Here is a 14,908-nt window from a genome sequence, read left to right as displayed (position 1 = left end):
GCGGCCTGGCCTGGCGGGCCGCGTTGGCGGCGCTGCTGGCGCTGGCCGCCGGCTGTAGTGTGCCCCCGACGCGGGATGCGCGCGTCGCGCACGCCGACGCAGTGGCCGCGTCGCGCGGTTGGACCGCGTTGACCTTGCCCGCGGCCGGTTTTGCGCTGCGCGCGTATGTGCCGCTGGCGCGGCCAGCGCAGCCGGGATGGCTGACCGTGTACATCGAAGGCGATGGCCTGGCGTGGCTGACGCCATCCCAAGCGTCAGGGGATCCGACGCCGGCAGAGCCTGTCGGGTTGCGCCTGGCCTTGGCGCAGCCCGACGGGCTGGCCGCCTATCTGGCGCGTCCCTGCCAGTACACGGGCGCGCAACGCCCGCCCTGTTCTGCCGCGTATTGGACCGCGCGGCGTTTCTCGCCGGAAGTGGTGGCCGCTACCAATGCGGCGCTGGATGCCTTGCAACGCCGGCTGGGGCCGCGCGATCTGGTGCTCGTCGGGTACTCGGGCGGGGCGGCGATTGCGGCCCTGGCGGCCGCTCGCCGTCATGACGTGATCGGGCTGGTGACCGTGGCCGGCAACCTCGACCTGGCCGGCTGGGCGCGCTTGCATGACCTGGCGCCATTGACCGGATCGCTCGATCCCGCCCTGGAAACGGACCGGCTCGCGGGCATGGCGCAATACCATTTCACCGGCGCGCGCGATACGGTTGTGCCGCCGGCGCTCGCGCGCGGCTATGCCGCCCGCTATCCCCAGCCCGCGCGGCCACCGGTCGTCAGCGTCCCGGACGCGACGCACCATTGCTGCTGGCAAGCGCAGTGGCCGGAACTGTGGCGCCGCGCCGCGGCTTTCCTGGCCTCCGCCCACGCCGGTACGCGCTGATTGTTGCCGCCAGGGCAACACCGTGTGCCCGGCGCCGTACCTACCGCGGCCTGCCGGGCTGACCTACGATCTGGGCATCATTGTTCCAGCAGGCGCGCCGTCCGGCGCGGTACGGGCTGGACGCACCTGTCCATCGAGGGAATCACCATGAGTCAACGCCTGAACGCTTTCGCCCAATCGCCCGAACTGTTCAAGAAATTCGTCGAGTTCGGCATGCTCGTGAAATCCGGCGCGATCGAGCCGTCAATCCTGTCCCTGGTCGAAATCAGGGCTTCGCAGATCAACGGCTGCGGCTTCTGCCTGGACATGCATGTGAAAGAAGCCAAGATCCACGGCGAGCGCGAACTGCGCCTGCATCACGTCGCGATCTGGCGCGAGTCGACCGAATTCTCGCCGCGCGAACGCGCCTGCCTGGCGTGGACCGAGGCCCTGACCACGCTGGGCGCGCAGGGCGTGCCTGATGAGGTGTACGAGCGCGTGCGCACGCAATTGTCGGAGAAGGAGATTGCCGACCTGAGTTTCGCCATCATGGCGATCAATGGCTGGAACCGCTTGAACGTGGGCTTCCGGACCGTGCCGGGTTCGGCCGATAAAGCCTATGGCCTGGACAAGGCCAAGTTCAACTGAGGAGACAGCATGAAGATCCTGGTAATCGGCGGCACAGGCCTGATCGGCGCCAGACTCGTCAGGCGACTTGTCGAGCGCGGCCATGACGCAATTGCCGCATCGCCCGCGACGGGCGTCAACACCCTTACCTGCGAAGGCCTGGACGCCGCGTTGGCCAGCGTCGACACGGTGGTCGACGTGGCCAACTCGCCATCGTTCGAAGACCAGGCCGTATTGGCGTTTTTCCAGACGTCGGGACGCAATCTGCTGGCCGCCGAGGCGCGCGCCGGTGTGCGCCACCACGTGGCGCTGTCGGTGGTGGGCACGCAGCGGCTGTCCGAAAGTGGCTATTTCCGCGGCAAGATCGCGCAGGAGGCCCTGATCCAGGCGGCCGGCATTCCCTACACCATCGTCCATAGCACGCAATTCTTCGAGTTCCTGGCCGGCATCGTGCAGTCGAGCACCGAGGGCGACCAGGTGCGGCTGTCGCCGGCCTACGTCCAGCCGATCGCTGCTGACGACGTGGCGTTGGCCATGGCCGATGCGACGCTGGCCGCGCCCGTCAATGGCATCGTGGAAATCGCCGGGCCTGAGCGCGTGCGCCTGGCCGAGCTGGCGCAGCGCTATATGGCCCGGATCGGCGACCTGCGAAGTGTGCAGGCGGATGCGCAGGCGCGCTATTTCGGCGCGGCGCTCGATGACGCGACGTTGGTGCCAGCCGCCGGCGCGCGCCTGGGCGCGATCGACTTCGATACCTGGTTCGGCCGCTCGGGCGCGCGACCGTAGCGAAGGGCTCGCCTTTGGTCGCGACCCGGTCGATGGCCTGTTCGCGTTGAGCGCGGACGTCAACATCCATCTGCCCGGCGTCGACCAGGCGCTGGTGCGCGACACCGAGCGCCTGTGTCCCTACGCCAAGATGACGCAAGGCGGCATCGAAAGCGTGGTGGCGCTGACGCAATGAGCGTCACGTGGCAGGCGGCGACAGGCTGTCGATGATCTGCAGGTCCAGCGCGCGGATGCGTTCGGTCATGTAGTCGATGAAGACGCGCATGCGCGTCGGCAGGTGCTGCCGGCTCAGGAAGCACAGGTAATGTCCGCGGTCGTCCGGCGCGTGTTGCGGCAGGCAGGCCACCAGCGTGCCGGCGCGCAGGTGTTCACAGGCCTGGTAGCCGGCGATCTGCGCCAGGCCGTGGCCGTCCAGTACCGCCTGCAACACCAGGTCGGCGTCGTTGAACGTGAGCATCGCGGGTGGGGTCACTTTGCGCAGGCGGCCGTCGACCTTGAATTCCCATTCGTAGACCCGGCCCGAGGCCAGCCGGAAGTTGACGCAGCGGTGGCGGCCGATGGCGTCGACGCTGTCCGGCAGACCGTGGCGTGCCGCATACTCCGGCGAGGCGCACAGCATCATCTGCATGGGAATCACCTTGCGGGCGATCACCTGGCTGTCTTCCATGCGGCCATTGCGGAACGAGATGTCGACGCGGTCGGTGGTGAAGTCGGTGGGGCCGTCGTCCAGCAACAGTTCCACCGAGATGCCCGGATGGGCGGCGCGGAACGCCTGCAGCAGGGGCGCGACCACCTTGCGGCCGAACCCCACGGTCGAGCACACCCGCAATTGGCCCGCGGGCGGCCCCTCGCGCAGCTCGCGCATGTCGTCCAGGGCCCGCACGATGTGTTCCACGCCGGGGTGGCACTGTTCATAGAAGCGCTTGCCTTCGACGGTCAGTGAGGTGCTGCGGGTGGTGCGCAGGAACAGGCGCGTGCCCAGTTGGTCTTCCAGCTTCTGGACGCTGCGGCTGACGGCCGAACGGCCGATACCCAGGCGGTCGCCGGCTTTGGCGAAATTGCCTTCGGCGGCGACGGCGATGAAGGCGACCACGCCGGCATAGCTGGTGGCGAAACTGTCGGCCAGCGAATCCGACGCGGCGCACGCGGGGGAAGAAGACGAGGCGAGAGGGGAGATCGACATGATGGCGGCTCGGCGAGTGGGTTGATCCTACCCTCCAAGACGCGGCGCCCGCCGGCTTTGTGACATCGTCCCCGAAAAAAAGCGGTCTGCATCGGCGGCCCCTGGGGCATGCGGGGCCGCCATGGGTATTGCCTACTGGATGGGAACCAGCGCGGGCGCGCCGGGATTCTTGATCAGCACCACCAGGAAGCGGGCGGGCCGGGTCTGGCTGGCGTTGCGCCCCACCGTGTGAATGTCGTCCGGCCCTTCGTAGTAGGTCTGGCCGGCGGTCAGGGTGACCGCCTTGCCGCCCTTGACCTGCATGACGATGCTGCCTTCGAGCACGTAGACGAAGGCGGAGGCGTCATGGCGGTGGATGGGGTCGGCGGCGCCGGGCGGGTAGTCGACGGTGATCATCAGCGCTTCCTTGCCGGGGACGCCCGGCAAGGCCTTACTCATGAGTTCCGTGACGACCGGATCGGCCGCGCCGCCGGTATGCGGGGAATGGGGGGGCGGCCTGGGCCAGCGGGCCCAGCAGCGACACGCCGGCGGCGGCAAGGGTGATGGCGATCTTCCTGGGCGTTGACATGGCCGGTCCTCGATTCAATGGAGACAGGCGCATCGTAGAAGTGCCGCCGGCCAGGCGGTAGTCCCCTGCAGGGGATCACCATGTTGCCCGCCAGGCACCAACGCGGCGGGCGCTCAGGCGTGGGCCAGCGTGGCGGCGATGCGTGCCAGTTTGTCGGGATTGCGCTGCACCAGGACGCGCGTCAGGCGTTCACCATCCGTGTCGTAGGACTGCACGGATTCGAGCTGGCCGTCGATGAAGCGCAGCAGCGTCCATTGCCCATTCACTTCGACCACCTCGATGCGCAGCGCGTCGCGGTAGCGGCGCTTGCCCGCATAGAACAATTGCGCCAACCGTTTGCCACCCACCAGGCTGGCGAAGCTGCCGACCTTGCCGCCGCCATCGCCGATGAGTTCGGCGTCATCGCTCAACAGGGCGTGCAGGCCATGGAAATCGCTGCGCTGCATGGCGTCGGCGAAGGCCAGCAGCAGGCGCCGCAGCGTGGCCCGCGGCACGGCCTCGCGCGGGGCGCCCTGGCGCAACTGCAAGCGGGCCCGGTGCACCAGCTGGCGGACCGCGGCGGGACGCTTGTCCAGGGTCCGCGCGATGTCTTCGTAGTCGGCGTCGAAGACATCGCGCATCAGGAAGGCGGCGCGGGCGTCCGGCGACAGGCGTTCCAACATGAACAGGAACGCCACCGATACGTCATCGGCCCGTTCGTGGATCTGCTCGGGCGTGGCCGGGGCGGCCATCAGCATGGGTTCGGGCAGCCACACGCCGACGTAGCGTGCGCGCTCGGCCTTGGCCAGGCGCAGGCGGTCGATGGCCAGGCGGGTGGTGGTGGTGACCAGCCACGCCTCGGCGTTGTCCACGCGGGCGCGGTCGGCGCCGTGCCAGCGCAGCCAGGCATCCTGCACCACGTCCTCGGCCTCGGCCACTTCACCGAGCATGCGGTAGGCGATGGCATACAGGCGGGGGCGATGACGATCGAACTGGGTCACCGAATCGGTCATGGCGGGGAGGAGAGAGAAGGCAGGGTACGAACATTTTGCCGCAGCCGGCCGGGGCCAGACAAGCCGCGCGCACTTTCATAGCACATCGCAATGACAGGCCTGGGCGCGTGGGCGAGGCCAGGGCGGATGTCGGCTGCGCGCCACGATGCCGTCCGATTCCCGTGAATTGCGCGGATTGCGCGGCTTTTGCGGCGCCGCGCAAAAAGACTGACATACAGCGTCCCTAGAATCCGTTCCGGTCATGCGCGGAAGCCGCCGCCTGCGTGGCGTGCCGCTCCGCATATGCATGTCTTGTCAATCAACGGGAATCTGTAATGAAGAAAACTCTGCTCGTCACCGCTCTCTTCGCCGCGCTGTCCGGCGTGGCGCAGGCTGAAACCTCGGTGACTCTGTACGGCCTGATCGATACCGGCGTGGGTTTCCAGCGCATCAAGGGTAACGATGGCTACAAGGAATCGAAGGTCGGCATGTCCAACGGCGTGTCCAGCGGTTCGCGCTGGGGCCTGCGCGGTGCCGAAGACCTGGGCGATGGCCTGAGCGCGGTGTTCACGCTGGAAAGCGGCTTCAACTCGACCAACGGCCAGTCGGGCCAGAGCGGCCGCCTGTTTGGCCGCCAAGCCACCGTCGGCCTGAAGAGCAATGCCTGGGGCCAGCTGGACTTCGGCCGCCAGACCAACATCGCTTCGAAGTACATCGCCCCGATCGATCCGTTCAGCGCCAGCTACGGCCAGGCCAACGTGGGCGCTGCCTTCAGCGCCGCCAACACGGTCCGCTACGACAACATGGTCATGTATCAGACCCCGTCGTTCAGCGGCTTCCAGTTCGGCTTGGGCTACTCGTTCAACGTGGCCGACACGACCTCCGCGCAAACCGGCTTCAAGACCGCCGACAACACGCGTGGCATCACCACCGGCCTGCGCTATGTCAACGGTCCCCTGAATGTGGCGCTGACCTACGACCAGTTGAACCCGGCCAACCAGCTCGGCACCGACGAGACGCCGAAACAATGGATCATTGGCGCTTCGTATGACTTCGAAGTGGTCAAGCTTGGCCTGGCTTATGGCCAGACGCGTGACGGCTGGTTCGGCGGCCAATCGATCAACGCCTTCGGCAGTGGCAGCCCCGCCGCCAAGGGCCTGAGCACCAATGCGATCGCCAAGGACTTCAAGTCGAATGCGTACCTGGTCGGCCTGTCGGCGCCGCTCGGTGGCGCTGGCAACCTGATGGTGTCGTGGCAGCGTGCCGACGCCAACAACACCTCGTTGACGGGCGACGATGCGACCATGAACATCTACAGCCTGGGCTACACCTACAACTTGTCCAAGCGCACCAACCTGTACGCGCTGGCGTCGTATGCGACGAACTTCGCCTTCGTCGACGGCGTGAAGAGCACCGTCGGCATGGTGGGCGTGCGTCACCGCTTCTAAGCGGCGGCCAGCGCTCCGGCGGCGCGCGCGGGATGCGCGTTGCCGGAGCGCCGCGGTTGTATTGAGCGGACTGGGCGTCTTACCCGGCCACAGACGCGAAAAAAGCGGCCACCTCCCTAGCTCCACTCTCAGTCCGCTCACCCCAACTTCGGCGGGATGCGCACACGTTCAGCGGTCCATGCGCCGCCGGCGCCGCGATGTGGCGTCGGCGGCGTTGGCATTGGGCGCGGCCAAGGCGGCGCGGTCAGTCGTCCAGCGACGGCACCGTGCCGATCTGCGCCAGGATGCGCGGCGACTCCATGTCGCCGGTTTCCTTGTCGATCATGACCTCGTAGGCGGCCACGCCGGCGAACTTGGCAGCCATGGCGTTGGCGATGCGGATGGCGCCGAACTCGCTGCTGGCGGGCCGGATCTCGCCGGGGGCCACGCCATTGGCGGCGGCGCGGTAGGGAACGACGATGTATTGGATGACGTGAGTCTGGGCGATATGGGCGGCTTCGGACACAGGAGTCTCCTGGACGACGTTTCTGGGGCGAGCGAAATGTAGCACGGTGAACTGTGTTTTTGTACAGTATTTTTCGTGGCGCTGACGGTTTTTTTCGCCAGGAATGACGGGCTCAAGGAAAACCCCTAGCGCGCAATCATTGCCCGATTCCACCGTCACCTCTAATATTTTCGAAAATCTTTTGATTTTTATAAAAAGAGGCAAGGGATGGAAGCGAACAGGTACGACGCCTATCGGGAAGACACCGCCGGCCGCGCCAACGTGGCGGATTCGCCCGAGCGCATCGCCTATTACCAGGACCTGGCGCGGCTCGAAACCGGCGCGCTCTGGACCGTCGCCAACAAGATCGAACCGTGGGCGCCGCGCTCGGCGTCGGTGCCGGTGGTCTGGCGCTACCAGGAGCTGCGCGGCCACGTGTTGCGCTCGGCCGAGCTGGTGTCGCCCGAAGAAGCCGGCCGCCGCGTGATCTACCTGAACAACCCGGGCCGGCGCGACGTCGCCGCCGCGGTCGGCTGGCTGTATTCGGGCCTGCAGGTGATGCGGCCGGGCGAACTGGCCTCGGCGCACAAGCATTCGCATTCGGCGCTGCGTTTCATCATGGAAGGCCAGGGCGCCTTCACGGTGGTGGACGGCCACAAGATGACGCTGGGCGCGAACGATTTCGTGCTCACGCCCAACGGCACCTGGCACGAACATGGCGTGGCCGAAGACGGCACCACCTGCATCTGGCAGGACGGCCTGGACATCCCGCTGGTCAACGCCTTCGAGGCCGGTTTCTATGCCGTGCATCCCGACCTGAACCAGACCGTGACGCACCCGGTGGATGACACCAGCGCCGCCTGGGGCAATGCCGCGCTGCGGCCGCAGACGACGGGCTGGACCAAGCCGTATTCGCCGCTGTTCAAGTACGAATGGGAGCCCACCTACGAAGCGCTGCGCCGCCATGCGCGGGTGTCGGCGGGCAGCCCCTACGACGGCATCCTGATGGAGTACGTCAACCCCGCCACCGGCGGCCCGGTCATGCCGACCATCGGCGCCAGCATGCAGCTGCTGCGTCCGGGCGAGCACACCAAGGCGCACCGCCACACCGGCAGCTTCCTCTACCAGGTGGCCAAGGGCAGCGGCTTTTCGGTCATCGACGGCAAGCGCTACGACTGGACCGAGCGCGACATCTTCTGTGTGCCGTCGTGGGCCGTGCACGAGCACGCCAACCTGTCGTCCAACGACGATGCCTGCCTGTTCTGTTTCAACGACCTGCCGGTGATGCGCGCGCTGGCGCTCTACCGCGAGGAAGCGGTCAAGGACAACGACGGCCACCAGAAACTGATCTAGCGGCTGGCGCCCACCCTACTGAATCTTTATCCGCCGCCCGGCGCAAGCCGGGCGCCTGTCTCAACTCGTTTTGAATTTCCTGGAGTTCCTATGCGCTTGGTAACTTTTCGCGCCCATCCCACCGCCGCCGCCCGCCTGGGCGCGCTGGCCGAAGGCTATGTGATCGACCTGGCCCTGTTGGGCGCGGCCGGCGGCGTGGCGCTGCCGGACGACATGCTGGCCTTCATCGATCTGGGCCCCGTGGCCGTGGCGCAGGCCGCCAGGCTGATGGAGGCGTACCGCGGCGCCTGGCCCGTGGGCACCGCGTTGCCACAGGAGAACGTCAAGCTGCTGGCGCCGATTCCGCGCCCGCGCAAGAACATCTTCGGCATCGGCCTGAACTACGTCGAACACGTGGCCGAGTCGAGCCGCACGCTGGATACCTCGGCCGACCTGCCCAAGCAGCCGGTGATTTTCTCCAAGCCGCCCACTACCGTGATCGGCCCGGGCGATCCCATCGAGCACAACGCCAAGATCACCCAGCAACTGGATTGGGAAGTGGAACTGGCGGTGATCATGGGCCGCCGCGCCTCGCGCGTGGCCGAGGCCGATGCGCTGTCGTACGTGTTCGGCTACAGCGTGATGCTCGACATGAGCGCGCGCGACTGCCGCCGCGCCGGCCAGTGGATCTATTCCAAGGGCCAGGATACCTATGCGCCGTTCGGCCCCTGCATCGTCACGGCCGACGAGATTCCCGATCCGCAGGTGCTGGACCTGTGGCTGACGGTCAACGGCGAGAAAAAGCAGGGCTCGAACACGCGCCACATGTTGTTCAAGGTGCCATTCCTGATCGCGGACATCAGCGCCGGCATCACGCTGGAGCCGGGCGACATCATCGCCACCGGCACGCCGGAAGGCGTGGGCGCGGGCCGCAAGCCGCAGGAATGGCTGTGGCCGGGCGATGTGGTGGTGGCGTGCGTGGAAGGCATCGGCACGCTGCGCCATCCGGTGGTGGCGGTCTAGGCGAAATTCCGGCGCGCGCCGCGCGGCGGTCTCCAAGGGGAAAACAATGATCAAGCAAACACTGTGGGCGGCGGGCCTGGCCTGGACGCTGGGCGGCGCGGCGCAGGCGGCCGAACCGGTCAAGATCGGCTTCATCGCCACGCTGTCGACGCCGGCCGGCTATATCGGCGAGGACGAGCGCGACGCCTTCAACCTGGCGATCAAGCAGGGCGGCGGCATGCTGGGCGGGGTGCCGGTGCAACTGGTGATCGAGGACGATGGCTTGAAGCCGGCCAACGCCAAGCAGGCGGCGGACCGCATGCTGCAATCGGGCATCAAGCTGTTCACCGGCGTCAACTTCTCGAACGTGCTGGCGGCGGTGGTGCCGGGCGTGGTCAGGTCGGGCGCGTTCTACGTCAGCCTGAACCCGGGGCCGTCGAACTTCGCCGGCGAGAAGTGCGACCAGAACTACTTCGTGGCTTCGTACCAGAACGACGCCTTCCACACGGCCGGCGGCGTGGCGGCCAACGAACTGGGCTACAAGCGCGTGGCGCTGCTGGCGCCCAACTACCAGGCCGGGCGCGATGCCATCGAAGGCTTCAAACGCACCTACAAGGGCGAGGTGGGCGCCGAGATCTACACCAAGCTGGACCAGTCGGACTTCTCGGTCGAGCTGGCGCGGGTGCGGTCGCTGGCGCCGGACGCGGTCTACCAGTTCCATCCGGGCGGCACCGGCATCAACTTCGTCAAGCAGTACGCGGCGGCGGGCCTGAACAAGACTGTGCCGATGCTGATGCCGAGCTTCTCGATGGACGCGCGCATGATCAAGGCCACCGGCGAGGCGTCACTGGGCGCGTACACCACCGGCATCTGGTCGCAGGACTTCGACAATCCGCAGTCCAAGGCCTTCGTGCGGGCTTTCAAGGAGGCCTATGGCCGCGTGCCCACCGACTACGCCATGCAGGCCTATGACACGGCGCAGCTGATCGGCGCCGGCCTGAAGGCCACCGGCGGCGACCTGTCGCGCCAGGCCGAGTTCCGCGCTGCGCTGCGCCAGCCGGCGTTCGCCTCGCTGCGCGGCAAGTTCAGCATGAACACCAACCAGCACCCGGTACAGGACCTGTACCTGATGCGGATCGAGAAGGATGCCGACGGCAACCTGGCGCCGCACCGGGTGCGCAAGCTGGTGTCCGATGACAAGGACGCCTACGCCCAATTCTGCAAGATGCCGTCATGACCTTGTTCTTCGAACAGATGCTCAACGGGCTGCAGTTCGGCGCGATGCTGTTCCTGCTCGCGGCCGGGCTGACCCTGATCTTCGGGATCATGGGCGTGGTGAATCTGACCCACGGCTCGTTCTACATGGTGGGCGCGTACTGCGCGGCCTATGCCATCGGCACCACCGGCTCGTTCCTGGCGGGCGTGCTGGCGGCGCTGCTGGGGGCGGGGCTGTACGGCGTGTCGGTGGAGTTGCTGGTGATCCGCAAACTGTACAAGCGCGATCACCTGTACCAGGTGCTGGCCACGTTCGGCCTGCTGCTGTTCTCCAACGAGGCGGTCAGCCTGATATTCGGGCGGCGGCCGCCGCTGGTGGGCATCCCGTCCTTCCTGGAAGGCGCGGTGACGCTGGCGCCGGGGTTCCAGTATCCGCTGATCCGGCTGTCGTTCATCGCGGTCGGCGCGCTGGTGGCCGTGGGGCTGTGGTGGCTGGTGAACCGCACCCGCATCGGCATGCTGATCCGGGCCGGCGCCGACGACCGCGAAATGGTCGACGCGCTGGGCGTGGACATCAAGAAGCTCTACACCCTGGTGTTCGGCCTGGGCGCACTGCTCTGCGGCCTGGCGGGGGTGATGGCGGCGCCGCTGCTGGCGGTGGAAATCGGCATGGGCGAACGCATCCTGATCACCACCTTCGTGGTCATTGTGATTGGCGGCGTGGGCTCGGTGCGCGGCGCGCTGGCGGGGGCGCTGCTGGTGGGCATGGTCGACAGCATGGGGCGGGCCTTCCTGCCGCAACTGCTGGGCGCGGTGTTTTCCCCGGCCACGGCCGATCCGCTGGCGGCGGGCCTGGCATCGGCCAGTATCTATGTGTTGATGGCGATTGTGCTGATCGCCAAGCCGGGCGGCCTGTTCCCGGCGCGGGGATGATGATGGCAAAGAGACTTTCGAATCGCGCGCGCTGGGGGCTGGCCGGGTTGATCCTGCTGCTGGCGCTGCCGGGCGCGGCGGCGGCCACGGACACGCCGTTCCTGGTCGGCGTGGTGACGCGCTTTCTGATCTACGGCCTGGCCGCGGTCAGCCTGGACCTGGTGATCGGCTACGGCGCCATGGTCAGTTTCGGCCATGCGATGTTCTTCGGGCTGGGCGGCTATGCGGTGGGCATCATCGCCTTCCACACCACGGAAGCCGGGCCGTTGTTCGGCTGGGCCGGCAGCAACGCCGCGCTGGTGGTGTGGCCGATCGCGCTGGTCGTGTGCGCGCTGGCGGGCTGGTTGTTCGGCTACCTGGCGCTGCGCACGCGCGGCGTGCAGTTCATCATGATCACCCTGGCGTTCGGGCAGATGGTGTATTTCATCCTGGTGTCGCTGCAGTTCTATGGCGGTGACGATGGCTTGATGATCTCGCAGCGCAACGTGCTGCCAGGCCTCAACCTGGAGAATCCGCTGACGTTCTACTACGTCTGCCTGGCGCTGCTGACGCTCTGGACGCTGCTGTGCATCCGCTTCACCAACTCGCGTTTCGGCATGGTGTTGCAGGCGCTGCGCCAGAGCGAGCGGCGCGCCATCAACCTGGGCGTGGCGCCCACGCCGTACCGCCTGAGCGCCTTCGTGCTGTCGGCGGTGGGCACGGGGCTGGCGGGCGTGCTGTGGGCCAACTACGCCGGGCTGGTGACGCCCGACATGGCGGCCTGGACCAAGTCGGGCGAGCTGATGGCGATCGTCATTCTCGGTGGCGTGGGCACGCTGCTGGGCCCGATCGCCGGCGCGGCGGTGTTCCTGGGGCTGGAGCAGATGCTGTCGTCGCTGACCGAGCATTGGCTGCTGTACATGGGGCCGATATTGGTGCTGGTGGTGCTGTGGGGCCAGAAGGGTCTGTTCGGCCGCCTCTTGGAGACGCGCCATGCGGATTGAACCCACCTCCCTGCTGCGCCTGACGCAGCTGCGCAAGGCGTTCGACGCGGTGGTCGCCACCAATGGCGTGGACCTGGACGTGCGCGCCGGGGAAATCCACGCCATCATCGGCCCGAACGGCGCAGGCAAGTCGACGCTGATCGCACAGATCTGCGGCGAGATCCGGCCCGACTCGGGCACCATCGAGCTGGACGGGCGCGACGTGACGGCGCTGCGCGCCTTCGAGCGCGCCCGACTGGGGCTGGGGCGCTCGTTCCAGATCACCGAACTGTGCCAGGAATACACCGCGCTGGAAAACGTGATCCTGTCCAGCATGCTCAAGGGCGGCCGCGCCTTTGGGGCCTGGTCCGATCCGCGTCGCGATGCCGGCCTGAAAGCGCAGGCCATGCAATGGCTCACGCACGTCGGGCTGGCCGAGCGCCGCCACGTGCGCACCGCGGACCTGGCCCACGGCGAGAAGCGCCAACTGGAACTGGCGGTGGCCCTGGCGCGCGCGCCGCGCCTGCTGCTGCTGGACGAGCCCATGGCCGGCATGGGGCCGGAGGAATCGGCGCGCATGACCCGCCTGCTGCTGGGCATGAAGGGCGACTACGGCATCCTGCTGGTCGAGCACGACATGGATGCGGTGTTCGCGCTGGCCGACCGCATCAGTGTGCTGGTCTACGGCAAGGTGGTGTTCAGCGGCGCGCCCGACGAGGTGCGGCGTCATCCGGAAGTGCGCGCCGCCTACCTGGGAGAAGAGCATGTTGAAGGTTGAGGGCCTGACCGGCGGCTACGGGTCGAGCAAGGTGCTGTTCGGCATGGCCTTCGAGGCCGCCGAGGGCGAGGTGATCTCGCTGATCGGCCGCAACGGCATGGGCAAGACCACCACCATCAAGACACTGATGGGCATGCTGCCGGCCACCGGCGGCCAGGTGCAATTCCGGGGCCAGGCGCTGTCGCGGCCGGCGCCGAGCGCGGTGGCGCGGCTGGGCGTGGGGCTGGTGCCGGAAGGGCGGCGCGTGTTCGGCTCGCTTTCGGTGGAGGAGAACCTGGTGGCCACCTCGCGCGCCGCGCCCGGCGGCTGGGACCTGGCGCGCGTCTACGCGCTGTTCCCGCGTCTGAAGGAACGCCGCGCGCAGTCGTCGCGCACGCTCTCGGGCGGCGAGCAGCAGATGCTGGTGGTGGGCCGCGCGCTGATGACCAATCCCAAGCTGCTGATCCTGGACGAAGCCACCGAAGGGTTGGCGCCGCTGATCCGCCAGGAGATCTGGCGTTGCCTGCGCGCGTTGAAGGCCGAAGGCCAGACCATCCTGGTGATCGACAAGAATCTGCCCGAAATGGCGACGCTGGTGGACCGCCACTACATCGTCGACAAGGGCCGCGTGGCCTGGTCCGGCGCGCCCGCGGAATTGTCCGCGCAGCCCGAACTGGCGCAACGTTATCTCGGCATCTGACCGTATCTGGGAGCCATACGCATGTTGAACCTGCCCGTCTTCAAGGCCGCTGCCGTCCAGGCGGCCCCGGTGTTCCTGGACACCGACGCCACCGTCGACAAGACCTGTGCGCTGATCGCCGAGGCCGCCGGCCACGGCGCCACCCTGGTGGCCTTTCCCGAGGTGTTTGTTTCGGCCTATCCCTACTGGAGCTGGGTGATGAACCCGGTGCAGGGCAGTCCGTGGTTCGAGAAACTCTGCAAGAGCGCGATCGAACTGCCAGGGCCGGAGATCCGCCGCATCGCGCAGGCCGCGCGCCAGCACCGCGTCAACGTGGTGGTGGGCGTGAACGAGCGCAGCCGCCATGGCGTGGGCACGATCTACAACACCATGGTCTTCATCAACGACGAGGGCCGCATCCTCGGCCGCCACCGCAAGCTGGTGCCGACCTGGGCCGAAAAGCTGACCTGGGCCCACGGCGACGGCGAATCGCTGCGCGTCTATGACACCTCGGTCGGCAAGCTCGGCGGCCTGGCCTGCGGCGAGAACACCAACACGCTGGCGCGCTTCGCGCTGCTGGCGCAGGGCGAAATGGTGCACGTCGCCAGCTATATCTCGCTGCCGGTGGCGCCGCCCGACTACGACATGGCCGAGGCCATCCGCCTGCGGGCGGCGGCGCACTCGTTCGAGGGCAAGGTGTTCACGGTGGTGTCCTGCTCCACCATTTCCACCGAAATCCAGGACGCCATCAGCGCCAGCCATCCGGAGGCGCGCGAAATGCTGGCGCGCCGCAACAGTGCGTTTTCGGGGATATTGGGGCCGGACGGCCGCGTGATCGGCGAGCCGCTGATCGACGACGAAGGCATCGTCTATGCCGATATCGACCTGTCGCGCTGCATCCAGCCGCGCCAGATGCACGACATCGTCGGCCACTACAACCGTTTCGATGTGTTCGACCTGCGCGTGAACCGGCGGCCGCTGCAGGCGGCGCGCTATGACGACCTGGCCGACTCGGGCGCGGCCGACCTGGATGGCGGCTTCGAACCCTTGCCCGAGGCGCCGCGTGAGGCGCGCGGGTGAGGGCGGCCGGGCCGCGGGTAGAATGGGCCGCCT

At 67.5% G+C, this 14,908-nt stretch carries 15 protein-coding genes and 2 pseudogenes; 13 read left to right on the top strand and 4 right to left on the bottom strand.

All coding sequences use genetic code 11. The annotated features are described in order from the left end of the window. Positions 1-23 precede the first annotated feature (23 nt). The 4 genes and pseudogenes from HV701_RS04640 to HV701_RS04625 form a co-directional block, all read left to right on the top strand. On the top strand, positions 24-869 hold the full coding sequence (locus HV701_RS04640; protein WP_175131897.1) for an alpha/beta hydrolase family protein: 846 nt from the start codon (positions 24-26) through the stop codon (positions 867-869). Positions 870-1,016: 147 nt separating this feature from the next. Further along, positions 1,017-1,496: a carboxymuconolactone decarboxylase family protein gene (locus HV701_RS04635; RefSeq protein WP_175131896.1), complete on the top strand. Its 480-nt coding sequence runs from the start codon at positions 1,017-1,019 to the stop codon at positions 1,494-1,496. Between the two features lie 9 nt (positions 1,497-1,505). Next, positions 1,506-2,261, top strand: a complete 756-nt coding sequence (locus tag HV701_RS04630) for an SDR family oxidoreductase (protein WP_175131895.1) — start codon at positions 1,506-1,508, stop codon at positions 2,259-2,261. Between the two features lie 7 nt (positions 2,262-2,268). Further along, positions 2,269-2,436: pseudogene (locus tag HV701_RS04625) on the top strand (peroxiredoxin); the annotation flags it as partial. A 3-nt stretch (positions 2,437-2,439) separates the two neighbouring features. Here the strand turns inward: HV701_RS04625 and HV701_RS04620 are convergent. The 3 genes and pseudogenes from HV701_RS04620 to HV701_RS04610 form a co-directional block, all read right to left on the bottom strand. Continuing rightward, a complete protein-coding gene (locus tag HV701_RS04620) occupies positions 2,440-3,444 on the bottom strand; it encodes a LysR family transcriptional regulator (protein WP_175131894.1) in 1,005 nt (334 codons plus the stop codon). Between the two features lie 132 nt (positions 3,445-3,576). Continuing rightward, positions 3,577-4,012, bottom strand: a pseudogene (locus tag HV701_RS04615) (cupin domain-containing protein). Positions 4,013-4,125: 113 nt separating this feature from the next. Continuing rightward, a complete protein-coding gene (locus HV701_RS04610; RefSeq protein ID WP_175131893.1) occupies positions 4,126-5,004 on the bottom strand; it encodes an RNA polymerase sigma-70 factor in 879 nt (292 codons plus the stop codon). Between the two features lie 314 nt (positions 5,005-5,318). Here HV701_RS04610 and HV701_RS04605 point away from each other — a divergent pair, with 314 nt between their 5' ends. Next, positions 5,319-6,431, top strand: a complete 1,113-nt coding sequence (locus HV701_RS04605; RefSeq protein ID WP_175131892.1) for a porin — start codon at positions 5,319-5,321, stop codon at positions 6,429-6,431. Between the two features lie 244 nt (positions 6,432-6,675). Here the strand turns inward: HV701_RS04605 and HV701_RS04600 are convergent, their stop codons facing one another. Further along, the gene (locus tag HV701_RS04600; RefSeq protein WP_175131891.1) at positions 6,676-6,936 is read right to left on the bottom strand and encodes a hypothetical protein; all 261 of its coding nucleotides are present in this window, start codon (positions 6,934-6,936) and stop codon (positions 6,676-6,678) included. A 207-nt stretch (positions 6,937-7,143) separates the two neighbouring features. Here HV701_RS04600 and HV701_RS04595 point away from each other — a divergent pair, with 207 nt between their 5' ends. From HV701_RS04595 to HV701_RS04560, 8 genes are all read left to right on the top strand, one after another. Then, on the top strand, positions 7,144-8,268 hold the full coding sequence (locus tag HV701_RS04595; protein ID WP_175131890.1) for a cupin domain-containing protein: 1,125 nt from the start codon (positions 7,144-7,146) through the stop codon (positions 8,266-8,268). 90 nt (positions 8,269-8,358) lie between these two features. After that, positions 8,359-9,270 carry a fumarylacetoacetate hydrolase family protein gene (locus tag HV701_RS04590; protein ID WP_175131889.1) on the top strand — a complete coding sequence of 304 codons (912 nt, stop codon included), beginning with the start codon at positions 8,359-8,361 and terminating at the stop codon, positions 9,268-9,270. Positions 9,271-9,316: 46 nt separating this feature from the next. Further along, positions 9,317-10,486 carry an ABC transporter substrate-binding protein gene (locus HV701_RS04585; RefSeq protein WP_175131888.1) on the top strand — a complete coding sequence of 390 codons (1,170 nt, stop codon included), beginning with the start codon at positions 9,317-9,319 and terminating at the stop codon, positions 10,484-10,486. Beyond that, a complete protein-coding gene (locus tag HV701_RS04580) occupies positions 10,483-11,397 on the top strand; it encodes a branched-chain amino acid ABC transporter permease (protein ID WP_175131887.1) in 915 nt (304 codons plus the stop codon). The genes HV701_RS04585 and HV701_RS04580 overlap by 4 nt, the downstream gene beginning before the upstream one ends. Continuing rightward, entirely contained in the window at positions 11,394-12,380 is a 987-nt protein-coding gene (locus HV701_RS04575; protein ID WP_175131886.1) for a branched-chain amino acid ABC transporter permease, read from the top strand. The genes HV701_RS04580 and HV701_RS04575 overlap by 4 nt, the downstream gene beginning before the upstream one ends. Beyond that, positions 12,370-13,137, top strand: a complete 768-nt coding sequence (locus HV701_RS04570) for an ABC transporter ATP-binding protein (protein ID WP_175131885.1) — start codon at positions 12,370-12,372, stop codon at positions 13,135-13,137. Before HV701_RS04575 ends, HV701_RS04570 begins: the two co-directional genes overlap by 11 nt. Further along, positions 13,124-13,816 carry an ABC transporter ATP-binding protein gene (locus tag HV701_RS04565; RefSeq protein WP_175131884.1) on the top strand — a complete coding sequence of 231 codons (693 nt, stop codon included), beginning with the start codon at positions 13,124-13,126 and terminating at the stop codon, positions 13,814-13,816. The genes HV701_RS04570 and HV701_RS04565 overlap by 14 nt, the downstream gene beginning before the upstream one ends. A gap of 21 nt (positions 13,817-13,837) precedes the next feature. Continuing rightward, positions 13,838-14,875 carry a carbon-nitrogen hydrolase family protein gene (locus tag HV701_RS04560; protein ID WP_175131883.1) on the top strand — a complete coding sequence of 346 codons (1,038 nt, stop codon included), beginning with the start codon at positions 13,838-13,840 and terminating at the stop codon, positions 14,873-14,875. The last annotated feature ends 33 nt before the right edge of the window (positions 14,876-14,908 follow it).

Source organism: Achromobacter pulmonis (assembly GCF_902859765.1).
GTDB classification, from domain to species: Bacteria; Pseudomonadota; Gammaproteobacteria; order Burkholderiales; family Burkholderiaceae_B; genus Achromobacter; species Achromobacter pulmonis.
The sequence above is the reverse complement of the archived record's forward strand: the minus strand, read 5'-3'. Positions and strand labels throughout refer to the sequence as shown.

What these genes read in the sequence shown, in the direction of transcription:
- HV701_RS04585 (WP_175131888.1), top strand. Translation starts at nt 9,317, where the DNA reads ATGATCAAGCAAACACTGTGGGCGGCGGGCCTGGCCTGGACGCTGGGC.
- HV701_RS04590 (WP_175131889.1), top strand. Translation starts at nt 8,359, where the DNA reads ATGCGCTTGGTAACTTTTCGCGCCCATCCCACCGCCGCCGCCCGCCTG.
- HV701_RS04580 (WP_175131887.1), top strand. Translation starts at nt 10,483, where the DNA reads ATGACCTTGTTCTTCGAACAGATGCTCAACGGGCTGCAGTTCGGCGCG.
- HV701_RS04630 (WP_175131895.1), top strand. Translation starts at nt 1,506, where the DNA reads ATGAAGATCCTGGTAATCGGCGGCACAGGCCTGATCGGCGCCAGACTC.
- HV701_RS04605 (WP_175131892.1), top strand. Translation starts at nt 5,319, where the DNA reads ATGAAGAAAACTCTGCTCGTCACCGCTCTCTTCGCCGCGCTGTCCGGC.
- HV701_RS04595 (WP_175131890.1), top strand. Translation starts at nt 7,144, where the DNA reads ATGGAAGCGAACAGGTACGACGCCTATCGGGAAGACACCGCCGGCCGC.
- HV701_RS04565 (WP_175131884.1), top strand. Translation starts at nt 13,124, where the DNA reads ATGTTGAAGGTTGAGGGCCTGACCGGCGGCTACGGGTCGAGCAAGGTG.
- HV701_RS04570 (WP_175131885.1), top strand. Translation starts at nt 12,370, where the DNA reads ATGCGGATTGAACCCACCTCCCTGCTGCGCCTGACGCAGCTGCGCAAG.
- HV701_RS04635 (WP_175131896.1), top strand. Translation starts at nt 1,017, where the DNA reads ATGAGTCAACGCCTGAACGCTTTCGCCCAATCGCCCGAACTGTTCAAG.
- HV701_RS04610 (WP_175131893.1), bottom strand. Translation starts at nt 5,004, where the DNA reads ATGACCGATTCGGTGACCCAGTTCGATCGTCATCGCCCCCGCCTGTAT.
- HV701_RS04620 (WP_175131894.1), bottom strand. Translation starts at nt 3,444, where the DNA reads ATGTCGATCTCCCCTCTCGCCTCGTCTTCTTCCCCCGCGTGCGCCGCG.
- HV701_RS04575 (WP_175131886.1), top strand. Translation starts at nt 11,394, where the DNA reads ATGATGATGGCAAAGAGACTTTCGAATCGCGCGCGCTGGGGGCTGGCC.
- HV701_RS04560 (WP_175131883.1), top strand. Translation starts at nt 13,838, where the DNA reads ATGTTGAACCTGCCCGTCTTCAAGGCCGCTGCCGTCCAGGCGGCCCCG.